This is a genomic window from Siccirubricoccus sp. G192 (genome assembly GCF_019084075.1).
Classification (GTDB): Bacteria; Pseudomonadota; Alphaproteobacteria; order Acetobacterales; family Acetobacteraceae; genus G192.
This window is the reverse complement of the sequence record NZ_JAHREN010000001.1, coordinates 3261322-3286104: the sequence shown is the minus strand read 5'-3', so window position 1 is coordinate 3286104 and position 24783 is coordinate 3261322. Positions and strand designations below refer to the sequence as shown.

At 70.3% G+C, this 24783-nt stretch carries 22 protein-coding genes and 1 tRNA gene; 8 read left to right on the top strand and 15 right to left on the bottom strand.

Features of this window, described 5'->3' with window-relative positions; translation table 11 throughout:
- Nucleotides 1-14: 14 nt before the first annotated feature.
- Nucleotides 15-812 carry a lytic transglycosylase domain-containing protein gene (locus tag KSF81_RS15740; RefSeq protein ID WP_217379793.1) on the bottom strand — a complete coding sequence of 266 codons (798 nt, stop codon included), beginning with the start codon at nt 810-812 and terminating at the stop codon, nt 15-17.
- A 76-nt stretch (nt 813-888) separates the two neighbouring features.
- Entirely contained in the window at nt 889-1665 is a 777-nt protein-coding gene (locus KSF81_RS15735) for a response regulator transcription factor (RefSeq protein ID WP_217379792.1), read from the bottom strand.
- Nucleotides 1666-1941: 276 nt separating this feature from the next.
- Between KSF81_RS15735 and msrP the strand changes: the two genes are divergently transcribed.
- Both msrP and KSF81_RS15725 read left to right on the top strand, forming a co-directional pair.
- The gene (msrP, locus tag KSF81_RS15730) at nt 1942-2886 is read left to right on the top strand and encodes a protein-methionine-sulfoxide reductase catalytic subunit MsrP (RefSeq protein WP_217379791.1); all 945 of its coding nucleotides are present in this window, start codon (nt 1942-1944) and stop codon (nt 2884-2886) included.
- An 8-nt stretch (nt 2887-2894) separates the two neighbouring features.
- Nucleotides 2895-3149, top strand: a complete 255-nt coding sequence (locus tag KSF81_RS15725) for a hypothetical protein (RefSeq protein WP_217379790.1) — start codon at nt 2895-2897, stop codon at nt 3147-3149.
- Between the two features lie 9 nt (nt 3150-3158).
- On the opposite strand, the gene KSF81_RS15720 is transcribed toward KSF81_RS15725, so the two are convergent.
- From KSF81_RS15720 to recG, 7 genes are all read right to left on the bottom strand, one after another.
- On the bottom strand, nt 3159-4157 hold the full coding sequence (locus tag KSF81_RS15720; protein WP_217379789.1) for a tripartite tricarboxylate transporter substrate binding protein: 999 nt from the start codon (nt 4155-4157) through the stop codon (nt 3159-3161).
- Nucleotides 4158-4229: 72 nt separating this feature from the next.
- Nucleotides 4230-4670 carry an NUDIX hydrolase gene (locus KSF81_RS15715; RefSeq protein WP_217379788.1) on the bottom strand — a complete coding sequence of 147 codons (441 nt, stop codon included), beginning with the start codon at nt 4668-4670 and terminating at the stop codon, nt 4230-4232.
- On the bottom strand, nt 4667-5728 hold the full coding sequence (locus KSF81_RS15710; RefSeq protein ID WP_217379787.1) for a DUF4340 domain-containing protein: 1062 nt from the start codon (nt 5726-5728) through the stop codon (nt 4667-4669). Before KSF81_RS15710 ends, KSF81_RS15715 begins: the two co-directional genes overlap by 4 nt.
- Nucleotides 5729-5741: 13 nt before the next feature.
- Nucleotides 5742-7628 (bottom strand): Gldg family protein, encoded by a 1887-nt coding sequence (locus tag KSF81_RS15705; protein ID WP_309139575.1) that lies wholly within the window; start codon nt 7626-7628, stop codon nt 5742-5744.
- A gap of 96 nt (nt 7629-7724) precedes the next feature.
- A complete protein-coding gene (locus tag KSF81_RS15700; protein WP_254453554.1) occupies nt 7725-8465 on the bottom strand; it encodes an ABC transporter permease in 741 nt (246 codons plus the stop codon).
- Nucleotides 8465-9202: an ABC transporter ATP-binding protein gene (locus tag KSF81_RS15695; protein WP_217379786.1), complete on the bottom strand. Its 738-nt coding sequence runs from the start codon at nt 9200-9202 to the stop codon at nt 8465-8467. Before KSF81_RS15695 ends, KSF81_RS15700 begins: the two co-directional genes overlap by 1 nt.
- Nucleotides 9203-9283: 81 nt before the next feature.
- Nucleotides 9284-11404 (bottom strand): ATP-dependent DNA helicase RecG, encoded by a 2121-nt coding sequence (recG, locus tag KSF81_RS15690; protein ID WP_375293334.1) that lies wholly within the window; start codon nt 11402-11404, stop codon nt 9284-9286.
- Nucleotides 11405-11488: 84 nt separating this feature from the next.
- Between recG and KSF81_RS15685 the strand changes: the two genes are divergently transcribed.
- Nucleotides 11489-11794, top strand: a complete 306-nt coding sequence (locus KSF81_RS15685; protein ID WP_217379784.1) for a succinate dehydrogenase assembly factor 2 — start codon at nt 11489-11491, stop codon at nt 11792-11794.
- Entirely contained in the window at nt 11791-15309 is a 3519-nt protein-coding gene (gene mfd, locus KSF81_RS15680) for a transcription-repair coupling factor (RefSeq protein WP_217379783.1), read from the top strand. The genes KSF81_RS15685 and mfd overlap by 4 nt, the downstream gene beginning before the upstream one ends.
- 61 nt (nt 15310-15370) lie before the next feature.
- On the opposite strand, the gene KSF81_RS29785 is transcribed toward mfd, so the two are convergent.
- The 5 genes from KSF81_RS29785 to KSF81_RS15655 all read right to left on the bottom strand — a co-directional run bounded on the left by KSF81_RS29785 (nt 15371) and on the right by KSF81_RS15655 (nt 18795).
- Nucleotides 15371-16051, bottom strand: coding sequence for a methyltransferase domain-containing protein (locus tag KSF81_RS29785; protein ID WP_217379782.1), 681 nt, complete (start codon nt 16049-16051; stop codon nt 15371-15373).
- A gap of 5 nt (nt 16052-16056) precedes the next feature.
- Nucleotides 16057-16716 carry a DsbA family oxidoreductase gene (locus KSF81_RS15670; RefSeq protein WP_309139574.1) on the bottom strand — a complete coding sequence of 220 codons (660 nt, stop codon included), beginning with the start codon at nt 16714-16716 and terminating at the stop codon, nt 16057-16059.
- 109 nt (nt 16717-16825) lie between these two features.
- Nucleotides 16826-17359: a GGDEF domain-containing protein gene (locus tag KSF81_RS15665; protein ID WP_217379780.1), complete on the bottom strand. Its 534-nt coding sequence runs from the start codon at nt 17357-17359 to the stop codon at nt 16826-16828.
- Between the two features lie 95 nt (nt 17360-17454).
- Complete coding sequence (locus KSF81_RS15660) at nt 17455-18618, bottom strand: AI-2E family transporter (RefSeq protein ID WP_217379779.1); 1164 nt, start codon at nt 18616-18618, stop codon at nt 17455-17457.
- 90 nt (nt 18619-18708) lie between these two features.
- Nucleotides 18709-18795 (bottom strand) — tRNA-Ser (locus KSF81_RS15655).
- 132 nt (nt 18796-18927) lie between these two features.
- Between KSF81_RS15655 and KSF81_RS15650 the strand changes: the two genes are divergently transcribed.
- A complete protein-coding gene (locus tag KSF81_RS15650; protein WP_217379778.1) occupies nt 18928-19923 on the top strand; it encodes a lipid A deacylase LpxR family protein in 996 nt (331 codons plus the stop codon).
- Nucleotides 19924-19971: 48 nt separating this feature from the next.
- Here the strand turns inward: KSF81_RS15650 and KSF81_RS15645 are convergent, their stop codons facing one another.
- Entirely contained in the window at nt 19972-21372 is a 1401-nt protein-coding gene (locus KSF81_RS15645; RefSeq protein ID WP_217379777.1) for an MmgE/PrpD family protein, read from the bottom strand.
- A 110-nt stretch (nt 21373-21482) separates the two neighbouring features.
- Here KSF81_RS15645 and KSF81_RS15640 point away from each other — a divergent pair, with 110 nt between their 5' ends.
- The 3 genes from KSF81_RS15640 (at nt 21483) to KSF81_RS15630 (ending at nt 24780) form a co-directional block, all read left to right on the top strand.
- On the top strand, nt 21483-22544 hold the full coding sequence (locus KSF81_RS15640; protein ID WP_254453553.1) for a lytic transglycosylase domain-containing protein: 1062 nt from the start codon (nt 21483-21485) through the stop codon (nt 22542-22544).
- On the top strand, nt 22541-23434 hold the full coding sequence (locus KSF81_RS15635) for a septal ring lytic transglycosylase RlpA family protein (RefSeq protein WP_217379776.1): 894 nt from the start codon (nt 22541-22543) through the stop codon (nt 23432-23434). Before KSF81_RS15640 ends, KSF81_RS15635 begins: the two co-directional genes overlap by 4 nt.
- A 95-nt stretch (nt 23435-23529) precedes the next feature.
- Nucleotides 23530-24780, top strand: a complete 1251-nt coding sequence (locus KSF81_RS15630; RefSeq protein WP_217379775.1) for a D-alanyl-D-alanine carboxypeptidase family protein — start codon at nt 23530-23532, stop codon at nt 24778-24780.
- The last annotated feature ends 3 nt before the right edge of the window (nt 24781-24783 follow it).

Here is a 24783-nt window from a genome sequence, read left to right as displayed (position 1 = left end):
GGGCCGGGCCGGCGCTACAGCCGGCCGGCCAGTGCCGGGCCGCGTCCGGCCAAGGGGATCGGCTGGGTGCGATAGGCATCCAGCCCGCGCCCGGCGCCGGCACCGGCTGGGTTGGGCAGCAGCGGCGCCCGCTCCATCCGGTTCGAAAGCATGAAACCGCCACCGGCCTGGCTGGGCTGGAAGCCTGACTGGACGGCGGGTGGGGTGCGGAGCGCAGCCAGGGCCGTGGCCGCGGGTTCCGGCCCGCCCTGTTCCGCGGCCAGGGCGCTGACGATCCGCGCCCGATAGGCTTCCGCGAATTCCGGGGTCTGGGAGTGATAATGCGCGGCGCTGCGCATCCAGTCGTTCCGGGTGGCCTGCAATTCGGACAGGAAGCGGGCGGCGTAGCGGACATTGGCCAGCGGGTCGAAGGCCTCCTCCAGGCTGGCGAAGGCCCGCGGATGGTGGCGCAGGTTGATCTGCATGCAGCCGACATCCATCGACCTTATCCCCTGTGCCTGCATCTCCCGCAGGGCGGCAATTGCTGCCGCCTTGCTCGGGTAGAAGCTGCCGCGTCCCTCGGCATTGATCGTCCAGGGCCAGGGGTGGAAGCCGCCAGTCGCCGGGTCCCGGCGGCCGGATTCCACCCGGGCGATGGCGGCGAGCAGCCGAGGCGGCAGGCCGGCCTCGCGCTCCACCGCCGCCGCCGCGGCGCGGCAGAGCAGCCCGGGCTCCGGGCCAGCGGGGAGGGGGGCATGGTTCTGCGCCTGGGCGGCGAGGCTGCCGGCAAGGATGCCGAGCAGCAGGATGCAAAGGCGAAGGTGGTGGCGCATGGTCCGGCTTCCGGCGACCGCGGAAGGCGGATCGCCCAAGCCTCAAAGCAAGCGCCGTGCCAGGGGAGGCGGGCGCTCAGGCTCCCGCGGCAACCAGGCCGGCCCGCCGGACCCAGCCCCGCGGTGCCGGTTCCGCCATATCCGGCAGCAGCGCCTCCCGCGCCGCCGCAACCGCATCGGCCGAAGGCTCGAACAGCACATGGCCGCGGCCCCAGACGGTGCGGATCATCTCCGCCGCGCCGCAGGCCGCCAGCTTGCGGCGAAGCTTGCAGACGAAGACATCGACGATCTTCAGGTCGGGCGCCTCGGAATCCGCATAGAGGCTGCTCATGAAGCGCTCCTTGGTGAGGAGCACGCCCTTGTGCAGCATCAGGGTCTGGAGGAAGTCGAATTCGCGGGCGGTGAGCGGAACCCGGCGCCCATCCACCGTCACCGCATGCTGCTCCTGGTCGAGCGTGACATTACCGCAGGCCAGGCGGGCGGAGGCATAGCCGCGGGCCCGCCGCATCAGCGCCTGCATCCTGGCATGCAGCACCGGCAGCCGGACGGGGTGGAGCACGACGTCATCGGCCCCGGCATGCAGGATCGCCTCCTCGGCCATGGCGTCCGGCCGGGCACACAGGATGATGACGGGATGGACGCAGCCCTCCCGGCGGAGGCCGCGGACCGCTGCCTGCACCTCGCGATCCGGGGTCGCCACATCCAGGATCACCATGTCGTAGGGTCCGCTCAGGGAGAGGACCGAGGCGAGGTCCTGGAGCCCCTCGGCCGTGTCGCAGACGCAGCCATGATCCGCCAACCCGTTCTGCAGGGTGGTGGGATTCGCGGCGTGGGAGGCAAGGAGAACCCGCATGGACGGCTCCACTTCAAGCGATGTTTCGGCGCGGAAGGTCAGGGAATCGCGCGCTCACGAAATCGGGATATCAACTCTTCGTATACACTAATGGCCGCAACTAAAAGTTGTCAATCCGTGAACAGCCATCCAATTGCAGGATTGCGGTGGGCATAACGCGGCCCTCGTAACCGGTGTCCGACCCAGATCGAATGGGAGAGGAGCAGGAGATGGAAGGCGGCAGGTTGACCAGTGGCCGCCACGCCCCTTCTTCGGAGTGAACAACGGAGGCTAGCGATGCTGATCCGCAATCCGCGCGGCTGGGAACTCCCCGAACGGGAGGCGACTCCGGAAGCCCTGGTCCTCGGCCGTCGCACCGTGCTGAAAGCCGCAGCCGGCATCGCCGCCGCCGGAAGTCTCGCCTGGCCGGAAGCTGCGGGAGCAGCCGATCTGCCGGCAGTGATGCGGAACCCGCGCTATCGGCCGGAGCGCGACATCACCGCGGAGCGGGAGGCCACCACCTACAACAACTACTATGAGTTCGGTAGCCAGAAGACCATCTCCCAGGCCGCGCAGCGCCTGCCCTTGCGGCCCTGGACGCTGCGGGTGGACGGCATGGTGGACCAGCCGCGGGACTTCGCGCTGGAGGATCTGCTGCGCCAGGTGCAGCTTGAGGAAAGGCTCTATCGCCTCCGTTGCGTCGAGGCCTGGTCCATGGTGGTGCCCTGGACCGGCTTCATGCTGTCCGACCTGCTGAAGCTGGTCGGCCCGCAGGGCTCCGCGAAATATGTCCGGTTCGAGACGGCGGCGATCCAGGGCGTCATGCCCGGCCTGCGCCAGAGCTGGTATCCCTGGCCCTATATCGAGGGCTGCACCATCGAGGAAGCGGCGAACGAACTGTCCTTCATGGTGGTCGGCGCCTATGGCAAGCCGCTGCCGCCCCAGAATGGCGGGCCGATCCGCTTCCACCAGCCCTGGAAATACGGATTCAAGGCCGGCAAGTCGCTGGTACGGATGACGCTGACCGATCAGCGGCCGAAGACCTTCTGGGAACAGATTCAGCCCGCCGAATATGGCTTCTGGGCCAATGTGAATCCGGAGGTGCCGCATCCGCGCTGGAGCCAGGCGAGCGAGCGTGTGCTGGGCAGCAGGGAGCGGGTGCCGACCCGCCTGTTCAACGGCTATGGTGAGTTCGTCGCCAATCTCTACACCGGCCTCCAGCGGGAACGGCTCTGGACCTGAGCGCCGCGATGCGCCGGGCCGCCTTGATCCTGCTGGCCCTGGCGGCCGGCGCCATTGCCTGGGCCGGCTGGTCGGAGCCGCTGGGCGGAGCGCTGTTCCGGCTTGATCCGGCTTTGCTCAATACCGCCCAGGCCGGTATCCAGCGCCACCTCTCGCCCTGGATCTGGGACGATGTGGCGCTGCCGGTGCTGGAACAGCCGGCTTGGCTGGTGCCGGCAATCCTCGGTTTCGGGCTGCTGGTGCTGCGCCTGTTGCGGCGCTGATTCCCGCGCTCAGTCCAGTTGGGCGCCCGAGATCTGCACCAGCCGCTGCCAGCGTGGCGTCTCTTCCCGGAGGCGCGCGGCCAGTGCGGCAGGGCTTTCACTGGTAATGATCGTATAGCCGATCGGCCGCAGCCGCTCCGCGAATTCGGGCTGCGCCGCTACGGCCCGCACCGCCTCGAACAGCCGCTGCACCACCGGCGCCGGTGTTCCGGCCGCCGCCATGACCGCACTCCAGGTCTGGATATCGATGTCGCCGAGGCCGAGCGTCTGGAATTCGGCAAGGCCCGGCACGTCCGGCAGGATCGGCAGGCGCTTTGCGCTGCTGACCGCCAGTGGCTTGAACTTGCCGCTCTCCACATGCGGCATCAGCGCCGGCATGACATCGAACATCATCTCGATCGTGCCGGCGAGCAGGTCATTGATGGCCGGGCCGCCGCCGCGATAGGGGACATGCAGGATGCGTGCGCCGGTAGCGCGGTTCACCGCCTCGATGGTGAGATGGCTGGTGGTGCCGGTGCCGGAGGAACCCATGCGGACCTGCTCCGGATGCGCCTTCGACCAGGCCACGAGGCTCGGGAAATCGGTCCAGCCATTCTTCGCCGCCGCCTCGGCATTCACCACGCAGAGCACCGCGCCGGTGGTAATGGCCGAAATCGGCGCCAGGTCCCGTTGCGGGCTGAAGGACATGTTGCGGTAAAGAAAGGGCGCCGCGCAGAGGGTGGTCACGCCGATGATGCCGAGCGTGGTGCCATCCGGGGAGGATTTGGCCACCGCATCGGCGCCGATATTGCCGCCCGCACCGCTGCGGTTCTCCACCACGACATTTTGGCCAAGCGCCGGGCCCAACCGCTCCGCCACCAGCCGGCCTAGGATGTCCACCGCACCACCCGGCGGAAAGGGCACGATGAGCCGGATCGGCCGGCCACCGGCGATGGGCTGCGCCCTCCCGAGGGAAGGGGCGGCGATCAGCCCGGCGGTGCCCAGCAGGATATGGCGGCGTCCCGGCATGGTCTGGTCTCCTGTGCTGCCCCAGCCTGTCGCCGCGGCGGTGGTATGACAAGCGGCCGCACCGCCCCGGGTTCAGAGTCGGGCGCGGGCAAAGGCGATGACCCGCAGCACGTCCGGGGTCAGGTCGAAGACCGGCAATTCCTCCGGCAGCGCCCAGGCGACCGCGGCGACATCATCGCCCGGCCGCGCCTCGCCCGCCGTCCAGCGGCCGCAGTAATCGACGATAGTGTAGTGGAAGCGAACGGCGTCGGCCTCGTCCCGGCTGATCGCATCGACGACGGCGGCGAGCTCCAGGGCGCCGACCTCGATGCCCGTCTCCTCGAACAATTCGCGCCGGGCTGCGGCCTCGGCCCGCTCGCCCAGGTGCTGGGCCCCGCCGGGCAGGGACCACAGGCCGAGTCGCGGCGGCTTGCCCCGCTGCACCAGCAGCACGCGTTCTGCGCCCGGCGGCCCGTCGAAGGCGATGACGCCGATGCCGACCCAGGGCCGATCCGGATATTCGCGGCTGCTCAACGCGGCGTGCCGGGCGAGGCAGGGGAAGGCGGCTCAGCGGCTTCGGCGGCGGGCGCGCGGGCCGCAAGGTCCCCAGGCCGCGGGAGGAATGCCTTCTCCTTCCAGACCCCCACCTGATAGGCCCAGCCCGCCCAGCGCTGCTCCAGCCGTGTCGCCTCCGGCCCGTCGCCCGCGGCACTGAGGCGGATCCAGAGCGTCTCGGCGTCCTTGTTCGGAAGGACCGTGATGGCAAGGCCCTCGGTGAGTTCGAATCGGGCCTCGCCCAGCATCTCGCCGGGAATCTCCGCTGCCGGCTTCACATCCAGGAAGGTGAGGAATTCGAAGGCGCGGCCCACCTCGTCCAGGGCCACATCATCGACGGGAGGCATATCGGGCGGCTCGACTAGGCGGAGCTTCGCCTCCGGCTCCTCGCCGCGGGTGAGCACCAGCTCCGGCTCGCCCGGCCGGTGGACCACCACCCGGCGGATGCGGTCATGCTGCAGGTTGGCGATGTCGCGGTCGAGCCAGAGCTGCGGGTCGGCATCCACCGGCAGCCGGCCCTCGGCCAGCCAGGCCTGGTTCTCCGTGGGGCGGCGGACATAGATGCTTTCCGGCACATTGCCGCCGGTGCGGACGCGACGGCGGCCGGTGATCAGCTCGACCAGAGCATTCCCCTCGCCATCCAGCACGCGCAGCAGCACCGCCGTGCTGCCGGGTCGCATCGGGTCGTCGACGCCCAGCCGCTCGAATTGGGAGGGATCGGTGGTGCGGGCCTCGGTGAGGCGCAATTCGGTCAGGCCGACCAGCAATTCCCGCACCTTCTCCGGCCGCACGGGATAGCCGCCCTTCTCGGGCAGCACCCAGGCCTCGCCCTGGCGCAGCAGCACCAGGCTGGCGTCGTGCTTGCGGATCTCGATCCGGGCGGCGGCCTGCAAACGGGTGGCCAGCCCCTCGAAGGCCATGCCGCCCTCGGCCGGTGGCAGGCCGCGCTGGTCGATGCCTTTCGGGGTCAGCAGCACCACCGCGCCGACCGAGACGGCGGCGGCGGTGCCGAGTAGCAGCAGCGTGCGGCGCCTCATCCCAGGCCCTCCCTCAGGCCCGCGCCGCGGCGCGCCGGCGGGAACGCACCACCGCGAGGCCGATGGCGAAGGCGGTGATCAGCGCCGGCACCAGCACGATGTTGAGCACGCGCAGCAGCGTCTCCAGCCCCTCGATATCCCGCCGCAACTCCAGTTGCACGCCGCGCAATCCACGCCGCGTCCGCAGGATCTCCTCCCGCGCCTGGTCGATCTCCACCCGCTGCTCCGGGGTGATGACCGCCTGGGCCTGGCCGCGCTCGGCACCCGCGCCGCTGCTGCCGGGGCCGGTGCTGCCTTGGCGCAATTCGCGCAGCCGCCGCTCCGTCTCCTCCAGCTTCTGGGTGAGCTGGCGCTCGGTCTGGCGGTACTCCGCATCGGCGTTGCGGCGGATATCCTCCACCATCTCGAAGGGCCGCAGCGACTCGCCGCGGGAGCGGAGCGAGATCAGCGCATCGCTGCCCGCCAGCGTATCCGCCAGGTTAACGATCAGGGAGCCGTTGCCGCTGAAGGGCGTCGCTACCTGTTGCCCGAAGAAGTCCTGCACCCGCACCCAGAAGCGGTCCTCCAGGATATCGGTGTCATTGGCGATGACGATATTGGCCGGCCCGTCGCTGGCGGCGCGATGGGCCGGGAAATCCGCCGGCCGGGTCTGGCCCTCGGCCGGAGCAGGCGGACCGTCCGGGAAGGCGGTGGCGAGTTGGCCGCGCAGCCGCGCCGCCAGCACGCGGCGCTGGCCATCGGCCTGGAAATCGGCCAGCAGCCTGGTCGGGTTCGGGTCCTGCCGGACGCGGGCGGCATCGACCAGCATGGACTGGGCGGAACTGGTCAGCAGCGGCACGAATTCCACCGCCGCGCCCTCGCGCCGCCGCAACTCGCCGGCCGAGGCCACGGTCACCTGCTCAAGCCCCGCCAATGCCACCTCGGCGCGGTTCAGGCTGTCGCCCGTCAGGTTGTACCAGGCGACGTAGTCCACCGCCTGCACCCGGTCCTGCGGATTGGCCCGCACCCGCCAGGCGCCGCGCAGATCCAGCACCACCTGGTTGGAAGGCGCCTCCACCCCCCAGGCATTGACCAGCCGGTCGAGCGAGGAGGCGGTATTGCTCGGCGGCTGGCCGCCGGGGCCCGGCCGGCTGGCCTGGGCCTCCGAATGCGGGTCGAGCATCAGCAGCAGCTTGCCGCCGCGCATCACGAATTGGTCGAGGGCGTATTGCGTGCCCTCGACCAGGTTCTGCGGGTGGGCCACCAGCAGGACCTGGATCTCCGGCTCGATCACCTGGGCATCCAGCGCCACCTCCTTCACGGTGAAGAATTGGCGGAGCTGGTTCATCACCACGGCGGGCTGGGCCAATTGCGGCTGGCGCAGCATCATCGCCCGCGGGTCGCCATTCAGCGGCAGGGGCGTCATCACGCCGATGGTCGGGCGCTGCGGGTTGGAGAGTTCGTAGACCAGCCGCGTCAGGTCGTATTCCAGGAAGCGCTCGCGGTCCGGCTGGAAGAAGCCGATGGTCCGCTCGTCATCCACCAGGTTGGTGCCGACAAGCCCGAAGAACACCCGCTCGCCGGACTGGTCCACCGGCACGCCCTGCAACCCATAGGCCAGGGCGCGGTCCTCGATCTCGCTGAAGGGTTCGGGGTCATAGACCTCCAGCCGCAGCTTGCCGCCGGAGAGGGCGACATATTCGGCCAGCATCTCCCGCACCCGGTCGGCATAGGCGCCGAAGACCGGAATCTCGGCACCCAGCTTGCGCGAATAGAAGAGCCGCAGCGTGATCGGGTCCTGGAGGCCCGAGAGCACCTGCCTGGTGCCCTCCGCCAGGGTGTAGAGGCGCTGTTCGGTGAGGTCGATCCGCGCCCGGGGCAGGGCGCGCTCCGCCAGCATGTTCACGCCAACCGCCAGCACGGCGGCGGCGAGCAGCCCGAGGGCCGAGGACCAGAGGTGCCGGCTGCCGCGCCGGGGAGGAGCGGGGGGCTGGCGCCGGAGAGGTGGCGGTCTCGCTCATGCGCCTAATCCGCCTTGCGGTGGTCGAGGATGACGGCATTCACGAAGAGGAAGAAGGCCATGAAGCTGCCGAAGAAGATGATATCGCGGGCCGAGACGACGCCGCGGGTGAAGCCCCCAAAGCGGTCGGCCACCGAGATGCCGCGGGCGACCTCCGCCAATTCCCGGGATGCGGGCATCGAGGAATTCCCCCACCACCGGGCTGCCGGCGGCGGTGAAGACGAAGCAGATCGCCACCGCCAGCACGAAGGCCACCACCTGATTCCGGGTCAGCGCCGAGACCGCGGCGCCCACGGCCAGATAGGCGCCCGCCACCAGCAGGCAGCCGATATAGCCCGAGAGGATCACCCCGTTATCCGGCTCGCCCAGCACATTCACCGTGATCCAGAGCGGGAAGGTCAGCGCGAGCGCGATGCCGCAGAAGGCCCAGGCCGCCAGGAACTTCCCGAGCACTGCCTGCCACTGCGGCAGCGGCAGGGTCAGCAGCAACTCGATCGTGCCAAGGCGCCGTTCCTCCGCCCAGAGCCGCATGGTGAGCGCCGGCACCAGGAACAGGAAAAGCCAGGGCACGAAGGAGAAGAAGGGAATTAGGTCGGCCTGGCCGCGGGCGAAGAAATTGCCCAGCGTGAAGGTCAGCGCCCCCGACAGCACCAGGAAGATGACGATGAAGACATAGGCGACGGGCGTGGCGAAATAGGCCGCCAGCTCGCGGCGCGCGACGATCAGGGCAGGAGCCATCAGGCTGCCTCCTGCTTCGGGGCGCCGAGTGTGAGTTCGCGGAACACTTCCTCCAGGCTCCGCCCCTCCCGTTCCAGCACCGAGGGCGCGGCATCGACGATCACCCGGCCGCGGGCGATGATGATGGCCCGGGTACAGACCGCATCCACCTCCTCCAGGATATGGGTGGAGATCACGATGGCCTTCTCCGGTGCCATGCGGCGGATCAACTCGCGCACCTCATGCTTCTGGTTGGGGTCGAGCCCATCCGTCGGTTCGTCCAGCACCAGCACCGGCGGGTCGTGCAGCAGGGCCTGGGCCAGGCCAACGCGGCGCTTGAAGCCCTTTGAAAGCGTCTCGATCGATTGCAGCCGGACGCCTTCGAGCTGGGTCATGCGCATGGCCCTGGCCACCCGATCATCCGCCTCCGAGCTCCGGAAGCCGCGGATGCGGGCGGTGAAGCCGAGGAAGCCGGTGACGGTCATCTCCGGATAGGTCGGCGCACCCTCGGGCAGGAAGCCGAGGCTGCGCTTGGCCGCCACGGGCTGGTCCACCACATCGGCACCGCAGATGCGCGCGGTGCCGGAGGTGGGCGGCATGAAGCCGGCCAGCATCCGCATGGTGGTGGATTTCCCGGCACCATTGGGGCCGAGGAAGCCCAGCACCTCACCGCGGTCCACGGTGAAGGAAACATCATCCACGGCGGTGAAGCCGCCGAAGCGTTTGGTAAGGCGCTCGATCTCGATCAGCGCGGCCAAGGCCGTGTCCCCCCCGGGAGTGTCCGCGATGGCTGCCGGGTGTACAAGGTAGCGTCGTCTTTGCAAGGCCCCCCGGCAGGGTCAGCCCGCCCGGAGCGTCCCCATCGCCTCCGCCTTGCCGAACAGCCGCAGCAGCAGCCGTGCCGCCCGGCCGCGCTCACCGGCCAGCGCCGGGTCCTTTTCCAGCAGCAGCGCGGCGTCGCGATTGGCCATGATGATGAGCCCCTCCTGTGCCTCGGCCTCCTCCAGCCCAAGCCGGAAGACCGGGGCGCCGGATTGCCGGGTGCCCAGCGCCTCGCCGCTGCCGCGCAGGCGGAAATCGGCATCAGCGATGGCGAAGCCGTCCTCCGTGTCGCGCAGGATCAGCAGCCGCTCGCGCGAGGCCTGGCCCAGCCCCTCGTCATACAGGAGCATGCAGTAGGAAGCCGCCGCGCCGCGCCCGACCCGGCCGCGCAACTGGTGCAACTGCGCAAGGCCGAAGGCATCGGCATGTTCCACCACCATCACGGTGGCCTCCGGCACATCGACGCCGACCTCGATCACCGTGGTCGCCACCAGGATCCGGGTGCGGCCGGCGGCAAAGTCGCGGATCGCCGCCTCCCGCACCTCCGGGTCCAGCCGGCCATGCGCCAGGCCGACGATCGGCCCGAAACGCGCGGTCAGCTCCGCGAAACGGGTTTCGGCGGCGGCGATGTCCATGGACTCGCTCTCGGCCACATGCGGGCAGACCCAATAGACCCGGGCACCGCGCTCCAGCGCCCGGGCGATGCCGGCCACCACCTCGGGCAATTGCCGCAGCCCGTGCAGGGTGGTGGTGATGGGCTGCCGCCCGGCCGGCTTGCCGTGCAGCCGGCTGACAGCCATCTCGCCCCATTGGGTGAGCAGCAGGGTGCGCGGGATGGGCGTCGCGGTCATCACCAGCATATCCGCGGAGTCGCCCTTCTCGGCCAGCATCAGGCGTTGCGCCACGCCGAAGCGGTGCTGCTCATCCACCACCGCCAGGCCGAGGTCGCGGAACTGCACCCCCTCCTGGAACAGCGCATGGGTGCCGACCACGACCTTGACCGAGCCCTCCGCCAGCCCGGCCAACACCCGCCGCCGCTGCGCCCCCTTCACGCTGCCGGCCAGCAATCCCACCCGCACCCCGGCCGGCACGCAGAGCCGCGCCACCACCCGCAGATGCTGCCGGGCCAGCAACTCGGTCGGCGCCATCAGCGCCGCCTGGACGCCGGATTCCACGGCCCGCAACATGGCCAGCACCGCCACCAGGGTCTTGCCGGAGCCGACATCGCCCTGGAGCAGCCGCAGCATCCGGGCGGGGGCGGCCAAATCGGTATCGATTTCCGCCAGGGCATGCGCCTGGGCGGGGGTGAGGGGGTGGCCGAAAGCGGCCAGCGCTTGGTCCCGGAGATGCCCATCCCCGGTCAGCGGCCGCCCCGGCCGGTGCCGCACCCGCCGCCGCACCAGGGCCAGCGCCAATTGCTCGGCCAGCGCCTCGTCATAGGCGAGCCGGGTGCGGGTGGGGGGGGAGGGCGGCTCCTGCGGGGCCTGCACCGCCCGGAGCGCCGCGGGGAAGCTCGGCCAGCCCTCGCGCCGGAGCAGCGCCGCATCGTGCCATTCCGGAAGGTCCGGGACCAAGGCCAGCGCTGCCGCCATGGCCTTCGCCACCTGCGAAAGCCGGAGATCCTTCACCAGCGGCCAGACCGGTTCCAGCAGCGGCAGCCCCTCTGGCCCGGTGGCGGAGAGGGGATTCATCATGGAATGGACGCCGCCCTCGGCCTTCACCTTGCCGGCAAAGAGCCGCTCCGTGCCCGGCGGCAGCAGCTTCTGCAGCCATTCCACGCGGCCGTTGATATAGCGGATCAGCAGCCGCTTGCCGCCCGATTCGGCCCGCACTTCCACATAGGGCCGGCCGGATTTTGACCTGGCGCCGCGCAGCGAGACCACCTCCGCCCGCAGGATCACCTCGGCGTCCGCCGGCGCCTCGGCCGGGCCGGAGACCGGGATGCGGCTGGCATAGCGTTCCGGCAGGTGGAAAAGCAGGTCGAGCACCCGGTCCCCGCCCACCGCCTCCGTCAGGCGCCGGGCGAGGGCAGGACCGACCCCGGGCAAGGTGGCGAGGGGCGCCATCAATGGCGCCAGGCAGGTTTCGCTGGCCGCCGCAGGCGCTGCGGCGCCTGGGCTGTGTTCGGGCAAGGTCACGCGCAACCTTTCTGCCGGATGCCGCGTCGGGCTGACAAGATTCCCATGCACCTCTATATGCCAGCACCCGTGCAAAGCAGCGACATGCCAGCCGAACCAGAAACCCTCGACCCCCGCCGCCGCCGCCTGGTCTTCCGCGCCCGCCACCGCGGCACCAAGGAAGGCGACCTGATGATCGGCGGCTTCGTGACCCGCCACATCGCCACCCTGACCGATGCCGAGGTCGAGGCGTTGGAGGCGGTGCTGGACTTCCCGGATGTGGACCTGGCGGATTGGCTTTCCGGCCGCCGCCCGGTGCCCGAGGAGTGTCGTAGCCCCATGCTGGACCGCCTGGTGGTGGAATGCGCCACTCCGGGCGCCGGCATCCCGGAGGAATTGCGCCGCCCATGAATGATGTGAGCGAGGCGCCCACCGGCCTGGCAGGCCTCACCCCCGGCCTCACCGTCCATGGTGCGCCGGAGGGCTTCGATGCCCTGCTGCTGGCCCGCCGCCGGGCCGAGACCGAGGCCCCGGTCCTGCATGTCTGCCGCGACGATGCCCGCACCGCCCGGTTGATCGAGGCACTGGGCTTCTTCGCCCCCGAGGTGGAGGTGCTACGCTTCCCGGCCTGGGACTGCCTGCCCTATGACCGCGTCTCCCCCAACCCGGAGATCGTGGCTGAGCGGGTTGCGACCCTAACCCGCCTGCTGGAGCCGGGGCCGCGGCCACGCATCATCGTCACCACGGTGAATGCCCTGGTGCAGAAGGTGCCGCCGCGGGAGGTCTTCCAGGGCGCCACCATGCTGCTGCAACGGGGCGGGCGGGTGCCGCCGGAACGGCTCACCGCCTTCCTGGAGGCCAATGGCTATGGCCGCACCGGCACCGTCATGGAGCCCGGGGAATATGCGGTGCGCGGTGGCATCCTCGATCTCTACCCGGCCGGGGAGCCGGACCCGGTGCGCCTCGACCTCTTCGGTGACGAGATCGAGAGCATGCGCCGCTTCGACACCGGCACGCAACGAAGCGGCGAGGCGCTGACGGAACTCTGGCTGCGGCCGGTGGGCGAGGTCTTCCTCGACGAAGCCTCGATCGCCCGCTTCCGCACCGGCTACCGCGAGCTGTTCGGCGCCGCGGCGGCGGAGGACCCGCTCTATGCCTCGGTCAGCGCCGGCCGCAAGCATCCAGGCATGGAGCATTGGGCCGGGCTGTTCCATGAGCGCATGGAAACCCTGCTCGATTACCTCCCTGGCGCCTCGGTCAGCCTGGACAACCAGACGGAGGAGGTGCTCGCGGCCCGGCTGGAGATGATCGCCGACCATTACCAGGCCCGCCGTGCCCCGGTCCGTACGCATGAGGGCGAGGTGCCCTACCGCCCGGCCCCGCCCGGCAGCCTCTATCTGACGCGCCGCGGCTGGGACGCCATGCTGGGGCAGGGGCCTCTCTTCCGCTTCAGCCCCTTCGCCCAGGCCGAAGGGGCCGAGGGGATCAAGGCAGGTGGCCGTCCCGGCCGCCTCTTCACCGAGGCCCGCGCCGCCGGCCAGAACGTCTTCGCCGCCTATGCCGAGCATGCCGAGGCCATGGCCAGGCAGGGGCGCCGGCCGGTGGTCGCGGCCTGGACGCGCGGCTCCCGCGAGCGACTGGCCAATCTGCTGCGCGAGAACCGGGTGGCGGCCAGCCCGGTGGAGGACTGGGCCGGGCTCAGGGCGCTCAAGCCTGGCGTGGTCGGGCTGGCGGTGCTCGGCCTGGAACGCGGCTTCACCGTACCGAAGGAGGCGACCGGCGCCGGCTTCGGCCTTTCCGTGGTGGGCGAGCAGGACCTGCTCGGCGAGCGCATCGCCCGGCCGCCGCGCCGGCGGAAGCGCGCCGACCAGTTCATCGCCGACGCCACGGGGATCGAGCAGGGCGACCTGGTGGTGCACCAGGACCACGGCATCGGCCGCTATGACGGGCTTGAGACCATCGATGTGAATGCCGCGCCGCATGACTGCCTGCGGCTGATCTATGATGGCGGCGACAAGCTGTTTCTGCCGGTCGAGAATATCGAGGTGCTGTCGCGCTTCGGCAGTGAGGGGCAGGGGGTCGCGCTCGACAAGCTCGGCGGGGTGTCCTGGCAGAACCGCAAGGCCAAGGCCAAGCAGCGCATCCAGGACATGGCGGCGCAGCTCATCCGCATCGCCGCCGAGCGCCGCGTCAAGGAAGGCGTGCTGGCAACCCCGCCGGAGGGGGCCTGGGACGAGTTCTGCGCCCGCTTCCCCTTCGCCGAGACCGAGGACCAGACCCGCGCCATCGCCGATGTGCTGGAGGACCTCGCCGCCGGCCGCCCGATGGACCGCCTGATCTGCGGCGATGTCGGCTTCGGCAAGACCGAGGTGGCCCTGCGCGCGGCCTTCGTGGTGGCCATGAGCGGCGCGCAGGTGGCGGTGGTGGTGCCGACCACCCTGCTGGCGCGGCAGCACCATCGTAGCTTCACCGCGCGCTTCGAGGGCCTGCCGGTGAAGGTCGCGCAGCTCTCGCGCATGGTGACGGCCAAGGACGCGGCGAAGGTGCGGGAGGGGCTGAAGGACGGTTCCGTCAACATCGTCGTCGGCACCCATGCGCTGCTGGCCAAGAGCGTGGAATTCGCCGATCTGGGGCTGGTGATCGTCGATGAGGAACAGCATTTCGGCGTGGCCCACAAGGAGCGGCTGAAGGCCCTCAAGACCGATGTGCATGTGCTGACGCTCACCGCCACGCCCATCCCGCGCACCCTGCAATTGGCGCTCACCGGCGTGCGGGAGATGAGCATCATCGCCACGCCCCCGGTGGATCGGCTGGCGGTCCGCACCTTCATCATGCCCTGGGACGGGGTGGTGTTGCGGGAAGCGATCCAGCGCGAGCGGTTCCGCGGCGGCCAGGTCTTCTGCGTGGTGCCGCGGCTGGAGGACATGCCGAAGGTCTCGGAACGCCTGCGTGAGATCGTGCCCGAGGCGCGCATCGTCGAGGCGCATGGCCGGCTCTCGCCGACCGAGCTGGAGCGGGTGATGACCGAGTTCGGCGACGGCAAGGCGGATGTGCTGCTCTCCACCAATATCGTGGAAAGCGGCCTCGACATGCCGGCGGTGAATACCCTGCTGATCCACCGCGCCGACATGTTCGGCCTGGCGCAGCTCTATCAGCTTCGCGGCCGGGTCGGGCGCGGCAAGCAGCGGGGTTATGCCTATCTCACCTGGCCGCCCAGCCACCGGCTCTCCGCCGCGGCGCAGAAGCGCCTGGAGGTGATGCAGACGCTGGACAACCTTGGCGCCGGCTTCACCCTCGCATCCCACGACCTCGATATCCGCGGCGCCGGCAACCTGCTGGGCGACGAGCAATCCGGGCATATCCGCGAGGTCGGCATCGAGCTGTATCAGCAGATGCTGGAAGACGCGGTGGCGGATATCAAGGCGGGGCATGGCCGGCGCAAATCCGAGGCCGATTACGCCCGCGACTGGACGCCGAACATCAATCTCGGCCTGCCGGTGCTGATCCCGGAGGAATACGTGCGGGACCTGCCCGTGCGCCTCGGTCTCTATCGCCGCATCGGCGCGCTGGCGACCGAGGCCGAGATCGAGGCCATGGCGGCGGAACTCGCCGACCGCTTCGGGCCGTTGCCGCAGGAGGTGGAGAACCTGTTGCAGGTGGTGGCCATCAAGCGCCTCTGCCGGGAGGCCGGGGTCGAGAAGCTGGATGCCGGGCCGAAGGGTGTGGTCTTGAGCTTCCATCGCAACCAGTTCCGCAACCCCGGCGGGCTGGTCTCCTGGGTTTCGGCGCAAAAGGGCCTGGTACGGCTCCGCCCCGACCACAAGCTGGCCATGCTGCGGGAGATGGAGTTGCCACAGCGGGTGCGGGTGGCGAAGGAATTGCTGGGCGCGCTGGCCAAGGTGGCGGGCCAGGCCAGGGCGGCCTGACGGCGGGGTATCCACGGGCCGATTCACGGCTTCGGGCGCGCGCCCTCCGGCGATCGGGCCGTCAGCCCTCCGGCGCGCGGAAGACGAAGAAGGCGTCGTCGCCGCGATCAGCCATGTCGAAGCCGAGCGCCGCCAGCCCGGCCATCAGCGCCGTCCGGTCGATATCGGGATGCGAGTTCCAGGCGAAAAAGGTATCGGCGCGTTCCACCAGGAATCCGGCCTTCCGCGCGAGGGCCACGACCTCCGCCGGCGGGTATTCGCGGACATGCGGCGGGTAGTGGAAAGGGTGACGCCGCCGCAGCACATTGCCCAGCACATCGATCGAGCCGGCATTGGGGGTGGTGAGGGCCAGCCGTCCGCCCGGCCGCAGCATGCGCCGGCATTCGCGGAACATGTTGCGGGCGCCGGAATGGGCGAACATGGCGATTTCGCCGATGCTGGCACCGGGCAGGTGCGCGTCGTTCAGGTGTTCCAGTACCTCCAGGCAGAGTACCAGCTCCGCGCTGCCATCCGGGACGGGATAGGCATAGCGGAGATCGCATTCCACCGTCGCCACCCGCGCCCCGCAGCAATCCCGCAGGAAGCCCCCGATGGGCGAGAGGGCGCCGAGTTCCAGGACCTCCCCCGCGCCCGCGGCCAGGTCGTGCAGCCGCGCCCAGGTTTCCTGGTAGCGGAGCCGGTGGGTTTCCAGATACTCGTCCTGCGGCAGCCGATCGAGATAGGCGTCGAAGCCCGGCGGCACCGGACTCAGCCCTCCACCAGCGCCACATCCAGCAGCCGCTCCAGCACCTCCGGCTCCTGCGCGCCGGCGATGGCGTGGCGCCCGGCCACCACGAAGCAGGGCACGCCGTTGATACCGAGCCGGTGGGCGCGGAGGTTGTCCGCATGCACCGCCTCGACCTCCGCGACCGTGGCCAGGAAGCGGCGGGCAGCGATGGCGTCCAGCCCCTGCTGGCCGGCGATCGCGGCCAGCACACCGGCATCGCCGATCTCGGCGCCTTCGGCGAAATAGGCGTGGAAGATCGCCTCCACCATCGTGTCGGCGGCGCCGAAGCGGCCAGCCCAGCGAACCAGCCGGTGCGCGTCCAGCGAATGCGGCACCCGGCGGATGCGATCGAAACGGAAGTCGATCCCCTCCGTCCGGCCGAGTTCGGCGATGGTGCCGTGCAGCCGGCGGGCACGTTCCTCGCCGCCGAATTTGCGCATGATGTAGTCCTGCCGCGCTACCCCATGCGGTGCCAGGTCCGGGTTCAGCAGGAAGGGTCGCCAGATCAGCTCGGCCCCGATATCCGGGCGGCCGCGCAGCATCCGGCGCAGGCGCCGGATGCCAAGGAAACACCAGGGGCAGACCAGGTCGAAGACCACCTCGATCGGCAGCCTGGCGCGGGGCGGGGCGAGCAGGTTCACGCCGGCATGATAGGACGAAGCGCCACCCGCCCGCCATCCATGCCGCCGGTTTCTGCCTCCTGCGGGTCGATTCACGGCTTCGGGCAGATGCCCTCCGCCGATCGGGCCGCTAGTCAGCCGCCACCACGCGGTCGCCGCCATTCAGTTGGGCTTCCAGCAGGGCCAGCCTTGCCTGCGCCAGCAGCGCGGCGGCACCGGAGAATGGTCCATGCGCAAGCGCCAAGCCGATGCTGCAGGTGACACCAAGCTCCCCCGCTGGTGTCGGTACCGGCGCCCCCGCCAGGGCCCGCCGCAGCCGCTCCGCCGCGCCGCGCGCCTGGGCGGGCAGCAGGTCGGGCATGCAGATGCCGAAGCCGTCGCCGACCCGCCCCACCAGGTCATGCCCGCGTACCCCCTCATGCAGCCGGTCGGCGATGCCGAGCAGCACCGCCTCGGTGGCCGCGGCGCCGAGATGCGCGGTGATCTCCGCCAAGCCATCGATGTCGATATGCAGGAAGCCAACCGGCGGGCCCGGATGCTGGGCGAGCTCGAGCACCGCCTCGGTGAAGCGGAGCAACGCTGCTTCGCTCGCCGCGCCGGTCAGCGCATCGCGATTGCTGGGTTCGAGATTCCTCATCATCGGCGCCACCCTGCTGCCGTCCATCCTTTTCTTGCTTGAAGCGCGTCCGGCTTGCCGGAGGGTTAACATTGCACCGGAAAAGTCGGACGCTTCCGGAGTATTTTCGAAACGAACCGCCGCTACCCCGGCTCCGGCCCAGGGGACGCCTCGCCCGGCACCTTGGCGGGCTCGCCCAGGGTCTGCCGGACATAAAGCTTCTGCACCGCGACATAGCCCACCACCGTGAGCGGCGCGGCGAGAACGACGCCGGCCAGGCCGAAGACGGAGCCGATGGCCACCACGGCAAACAGCAGCAGCACCGGCGGCACCTCGGCCATGCGCCGCTGGATCAGCGGGGCGATCAGGTTCGATTCGACCTGCTGCACGACCAGGAAGAGCAGCGCCGTCCCGAACACCGCATGGCCGCCCAGCCAGCCTCCATTGGCGCTGCCACTCTGGCCCAGCGCCAGCAGCAGGGCCGGGACTGCGCCGACAAAGGGGCCGATGATGGGCACGAACTCGGTCACCGCCGCAAACAGCCCGAGCGCCACCGGCGCCGGCAGCCCGATCATCCAGGTCCCGAGGCCGACCAGGACGCCCACCGCAGCCATCGATATCAGCGTGGCCAGCAGCCAGCCATGCAGCGCCCGGCCGCAGGTCTCAAACAGATCCTCCAGGCGGCCCTGCTGCGCCTTCGGCACCAGCGCGACCAGGCCGCGTCGGTTGAAGTTGGGGCTGGCGGCCAAGTAGATGCCGCCCACCAGCGCCAGCACGAGCGCCGAGGCGGCATCGATCAGCAACACGCTGAAGGCGGCGATCTGCTGCACCGCATCACTGAGATCGGACACGCCGATGGGACCGTTTGCGGGAGGTGCTTCCTGCCGGCTGGCGCTGTCCCCGGCCTCCTCCGCGGATGCCTGACCGAGATCGGGCAGGTTGATACCCAGGCGGCGCTCCAAGGACCGGGCGGCATCCGGCAGTCGGGCGCCGAGATCCGTGACCTGTGAGCGCACCTCGCCACCGACCAGCGCGCCGATGAGCAGGAGCACCCCCAGCACCGTCCCGCCGCCAGCCAGCAATGACCAGCCTCGGGACAGGCCGAGATGCCGTTGGAATGGCCTGGACGCGGCAAGCAGCAGCACCGCGACGACGGTGGCGCCGAAGGCCAGGAGCACGGCGCCACGCGCTGCCCAGAGGAATAGCCCGGTCACGACCACGGCAGCCAGGATCAGCACGCGGCGGAGGAAGCGGATTTCAGCGCGGCGCTCGCGCCCTTCCGCCGCGGGCGGAATTCGGTCGTCCATGGATTGCCGGACCTCCGTGGGATTGGGAAAGGCGGGACGGCGGACTGTCCCGCTGGCGCAACGCTTGTGTGGCGGCGTGGTTCGCAGCGGCGGATGGGGTGGGATTCGAACCCACGGTGGGCGTGAACCCACGTCGGTTTTCAAGACCGATGCAATCGACCGCTCTGCCACCCATCCGTGGGGGCGGCGCGGCCCAGGCTAGACCAGATCGCGCCGGAGTGAAATCGGCCGGGCCGCGGCACCGCTGCATTGCCGTGCCAATCGATCTAGGCAAGGCTGGCACGCTCCGATTGCGCCTGGAAGCTCCTCATGCAGCGAATGCTTATTACGGTCCTGCCTGCCATTCTGCTCGCCACCGGCCCGGCTGCGGCGCAGATGCTGCCGCCGCCGGACCCCCGTGCCGTCGTCAGCCTGCTCACCGAGAACGATACCTACGCCGCCCAGACTGACCGCTGGTACACGAACGGCTTCCGGCTCGGCTACAGCTCCGCCGAGGGCAGCCTGCCCGCGCCGCTTGCCTGGGTCGACCGCGGCCTCGGCGGATTGCTGGGCCCGGCGCAGACGCGCTGGGGCCTGGCGCTTGGGCAGAACATGTACACGCCCGTCGACAAGCGCCTCTCCAACCCCGACCCGCGCGACCGGCCCTATGCCGGCTACCTGTACGGTGAGATCAGCCTGGACCGGCGGACCGAGACGACGCTCGACCGCCTCAGCCTGCAAGTGGGCGTGGTTGGCCCTTCCTCCCTGGCGCGGCCGACGCAGGACGTGGTCCACAACATGCTCAGCGACCGGCAGGCGCGCGGCTGGCATTACCAGTTGCAGGACGAGCCGGTCTTCAATCTCGGCTGGGACCGCACCTGGCGGGTGCCGGCTTTCACGCTGCCGGCCGGGCTGGCTGTGGATGCGCTGCCGACCCTGGGCGTCGCGGCCGGCACGGTGCAGATCTATGCCGCGGCCGGGGCGCGGGTGCGGCTGGGGCAGGGGCTCAATCGGGATTTCGGCCCGCCGCGCATCCGCCCGACCATCAGCGATGCGCCGGCGCCGGTTGGCGAGGGCTTCGGCTGGTATGTCTTCGCCGGCGCCGGCGGCCGGGCCGTGGCGCGCGACATCTTCCTGGATGGCAATACCTGGCGCGACAGCCGTTCGGTGGACCACCGGCCCTTCGTGGGGGACCTGGAGTTGGGCGTCGCGGTATTCTGGCACAATATCCGGCTCAGCTACACGCAGGACTGGCGCAGCAAGGAATTCGTGGGCCAGTCCAAAAGCTTCCACTTCGGCGCCCTGTCGCTCTCCGTGGCTTTCTGAACCGCGGGCTGGGCCGCCGCACCAAGCTGGGGTGCGGCGGGCAGTGCCCTATTCGCCCGCCAGGCGCGCCGCCAGCATCGGCGCGCCGAGCCGCATCAGCGTCCCCACATCGGCGGCGCGGTCGAGCCCGATCACGGCATCCGCCAGTTGCGTCGCGCGCTCCCGGCCCAGCACGGCATCGGCCAGGCCGTGGGATTTGGCGCGAAGCTCGGCCTCGGTCAGGAAGTTCGCGGGCTCGCCCTTCGCCACCACGACCTTCTTCACGAATTCCTGGCCACGGGCGCGGATGGTGAGCTTGCCGGACATGTTCTCCGGGAACAGCGCCTGGATCTCCGGATCCTCGACGCATTGCACCAGCGGCAGCAGGCGGCGCACCGCGGGATCCTGCAGCAGCGCGTAGCTGTCCCAGCCCATATGCCCGGTGGCGAGGGCGCAGGAGACGACGAAGGGGCCGCTGAACTGGCCATCCACCACATTCTGCGGGTTCTGCTTGTAGGCCAGCGGCGCGCCCACCAACAGCATGCCCTTGTTGGGCAGGCCCATGGTCACCGCCTCGATCTCCTCGGGCTTCAGCCCATGCTCGGCGCGCAGCGCGATGGCGGCATCCACCGAGGCATGGCCGTAGCGGCAGGAGGGATAGGGCTTCACCGCCGTGTTCATCAGCTCGAATTCGGTGCCAAGGCCCTGCAAGGCACGCTCCGGCGTCGGCTTCGGCGCATAGGCGCGCAGGAAGCCGGCCTTGCCCTCGAAGGCTTCGGCCGCGCCGCGGAAGCCCTCGCGCGCCAGGGTGGCTGCGGCCAGGCCGTTCATGGCGCTCCAGCCCACCTGGAAGCGCTTGGTCCAGGCGCCATTGGCCAGGAATTGCAGGCTGCCGGCGGCCTGGCTCAGCGCAATGCCGAAGGCGTCCTGCATCGCTTCCCTGGACAGGCCGAAGACCCGCCCGGCCGCCGCCGCCGCGCCAAACGCGCCGCAGGTGGCAGTAGGATGGTAGCCGCGGTCATAATGGTCGCCGCCCGGCAAGGCGAGGGCCAGGCGGCAGGTCACCTCATAGCCTGCGACGATGGCCGAGAGCACGGTTCGGCCATTGGCCCCCACCATCTCCGCCGCCGCCAGCGCCGCCGGGATCACCGGGGCGCCGGGATGCAGCGTGCCGGCCGCATGGGTGTCGTCGAAATCAAGGCTATGGGCGAGGGCGCCGTTCAGCAGCGCCGCGCCCGCCGGGGTATAGCGCGCGCTGTCCCCGAACACCGCCGAGCCGCCGGCCGCCAGCCCCAGCGCCCGCACCATGGCCAGCAGCGCCGGCGTGCTTTCCGCGTCATGCCGGCCGCGCACGATATTGCCGACCAGGTCGAGGAGCAGGAACCGGGTCCGCTCCTGCACCGCCGGCGGCAGGGTGGCAAAGTCCAGCGCGGCGCTATAGGCGGCGAGTTCGGCGGTGACGGCGGCCATGATGCTTCCTCCTTGGTTGGCGCGGAGATTAGATCAAGCCCGGCCCGACTGGAACCTGGCCCGGATGGAATGGGCCGGGCTGGAATTTCCCGGCTCGGTTGCGCCACGACATGCAGGATCACGTTGCGATTGTCGGCCGGGCATGGCACCTCTCCGCCATGCTGACCAGGCGCCTGATCCTCGGCCGAGCCGCCGCACTCCCCGGCCTCTCCGCCAGCCTTGCCGCCGGCTTCACCGCCGGCCTCACCCTTGGCATGCCCGGCCGGGCAAGCGCCGCCGGCAGCTTCGACGCCTTCCTCGACGGGGTACGCGCCGATGCCCGCCGTGCCGGCGTTTCACCGGGCACGCTGAACCGCGCCTTCGCCGGCCTCAGGCCGAATGACCGGGTCCTGGAGCTTGACCGCCGGCAGCCGGAAAGCGCGATGAGCTGGGAGCAGTATCGCGACCGCATCGTCTCCCAGACCCGCATCGACAATGGCCGCCGCGCCGTGGCCGAGAGCCGCAGCCTGCTGGAGGCGATCGGCACCCGCTACCGTGTCTCACCGCGGGTGGTGGTGGCGATCTGGGGCATGGAGACGAATTACGGCACCAATACCGGCGGCTTCGGCGTGGTGGAGGCCTTGGCGACCCTGGCCTGGGAAGGCCGCCGCGCCAGCTACTTCCGCAGCGAGCTGCTGGCGGCGCTGCGGGTGCTGGAAGGCGGCCATGTCAGGCCCGAGCGGATGCGCGGCAGTTGGGCCGGGGCAATGGGGCAGCCGCAATTCATGCCCTCCAATTTCGAGCGGCTGGCGGTGGATTTCGATGGCGACGGCCGCCGCGACATCTGGGACAGCCGCGCCGACGCGCTCGCCTCCATCGCCAATTACCTGGCGCGGCATGGTTGGCGGGAGGGCGAGCCCTGGGGCTTCGAGGTGCTGCCGCCATCCGGCTTCATCCTTGATGGCGCCGATACCGAAACGCGGCGGCCTGCCCGGGAGTGGGCCCGGTTCGGCTTCCGTAACCTCAATGGCGGGCCGCTGCCGGCTTCGGAGCTTGAAATGACGGTGGTGGTGCCGAACCGCTCCGGCGGCCAGGTATTTCTCGGCGCGCATAACCTCCGGGCGATCCGCCGCTACAATCCGCCGGTGAATTACGGGCTGGCGGTGGGGCTGCTCTCGGACCAGGTGGCGTGAGGCTGCCGGCACTCCTGATTGCCGCCGCACTTGCCGCCTGTGCCCGCACGCCGCCGCCACCGCAGCCCGAGGCCCGCTATACCGTCGGCAAGCCCTATGCGATGGGAGGCGTCTGGTCCTATCCGCGCGAGGATTTCGCGCTCAGCGAAACCGGCATTGCCAGCGTCCTGCCGGATGCCCGGCCAGGCCGGCGTACCGCGAATGGCGAAATCCACGACCCCGCCCTGCCGAGCGGCGCGCACCGCACCCTGCAACTGCCGGTGATCCTGACGGTCCGCAACCTGGAGAATGGCAGGGAGATCCGGCTGCGGGTGAATGACCGCGGTCCGGCGCGGCCCGGCCGCATCCTTGGCCTGTCGCGCCGCGCGGCGGAATTGCTCGGGGTGCCAGCGGGCGGCGCGGCGCAGGTGCGGATCACGGTGGAGGAGGGGCCGAGCCGGGCGCTCGCCCGCGCCTTGCCAGGCACGGAGAATGCCGCCTTGCCCATCAGCACCGCCCCCCGGGGTGTGGTCGAAGCCGAGTCGCTCGCCCCGCCGCCCGGGGCGCGCAGTGCGGAGCGGGTGCGGCAGGCCATGCGCGCGCCGGTGGTGCAGGCGGAAATACCTGAGCATGCACCGCCGCCGGAGCGTCTGCCGGAGACGGTGGCGCAGCACCCGGTCACGCCGGGGCACTTGCTGATCGAGGCCGGGACCTTCTTCCGCCGCGACCTGGCGCAGCGTCAGGCAGCGCGGCTGGCCGCCTTCGGCGGACGGGTTGAGGCCACCGGCAGTGACCGGCAGCCGCAATTCAGGGTCAAGGCCGGCCCCTTCGCCAGCCTGGCCGCGGCCGATCAGGCCGTCGAGGGTGCCCTGGCCGCGGGCCTGCCCGAGGTGAAATTGGTCGTCGAATGAAATGGCCATTCGCGGCGCTTGAGCCGGGACCGTCCAACAGCGTATCCCGCAACAGCGCTTCCCGATCGGGAATGCCCGCAGGAGCCCCACTCGCCATGCCGCCTCGCGCCAAAAACCCGGGCGCCACCCGCCGCAACCTGCTGCTGCCCGCCGCGGCGACGCTTGCCGCCGCAACCCTGCCGGCCGCCTTGGCGCGGCCGGCCCTGGCACAGCCCCGCTCGCAATCCCGCGCTGGCCGGCCGGCCGCGCCGCCGCCCGGCTCGCCGGCCACCACGCCGCTCGGCCCGCTGGATACCGTGGCGCGGCAGGCGCTGATTGTCGATTTCGACACCGATGCCGTGCTGCTGGAGAAGAATGCCGAGGAGCGGATGCCGCCCTCCTCGATGTCGAAGCTGATGACCATGTACATGGTCTTCGACATGCTGAAGCAGGGCCGGCTGAAGCTCGACCAGGAATTGCCGGTGAGCGAGCGCGCCTGGCGCATGGGCGGCAGCAAGATGTTCGTGCAGATCGGCTCCACCGTGCCGGTCGAGGCGCTGATGCGCGGCGTCATCGTGCAGTCTGGCAACGATGCCTGCATCGTCTTTGCCGAGGCGATCTCGGGCAGCGAGAGCCAGTTCGCCGAGGCCATGAACGAGAAGGCGCGGGAGATCGGGCTCACCAACAGCAACTTCCGCAATGCCACCGGCTGGCCCGACCCCGAGCACCGCATGACCTGCCGCGACCTGGCGCGGCTGGCGAAGCGGATCATCGCCGATTTCCCGGAATACTACCGCTACTACAACGAACGCAGCTTCCGCTGGAACGACATCAGCCAGGACAACCGGAACCCGGCGCTCGCCCGTGTCTCGGGCGCCGACGGGCTGAAGACCGGGCATACCGAGGAGGCCGGCTATGGCCTCACCGCCAGCGCCAAGCGGGGCGAGCGGCGGCTGATCCTGGTCTTCAACGGCCTGCCCACCATGCGCGCCCGTGCCGAGGAGAGCGAGCGGCTGCTGGAATGGGGCTTCCGCGAATTCGAGAACGTGGTGCTGTTCCGTGCCGATGATGTGGTGCAGGAGGTGCCGGTGCATCTCGGCGATCGCCGCACCGTGCCGCTGGTCGGTGGGCGCGACGTGGTGGTGACCCTGCCGCGGCAATGGCGCCGCAACCTGCAGGCCCGGCTCCGCTATGAGGCACCGGTGGCCGCACCGGTGCAGAAAGGGCAGGAGCTTGGCCGGCTGGATGTATCCGGGCAGGGCGTGCCGAACATGTCGCTGCCGCTGCTGGCCGGCGCGGACGTCGATCGGCTGGGCCTGATCCCCCGCATTCCGGCGGTGATGGGCCGCTGGTTCTCGGGTAGCTGAGGC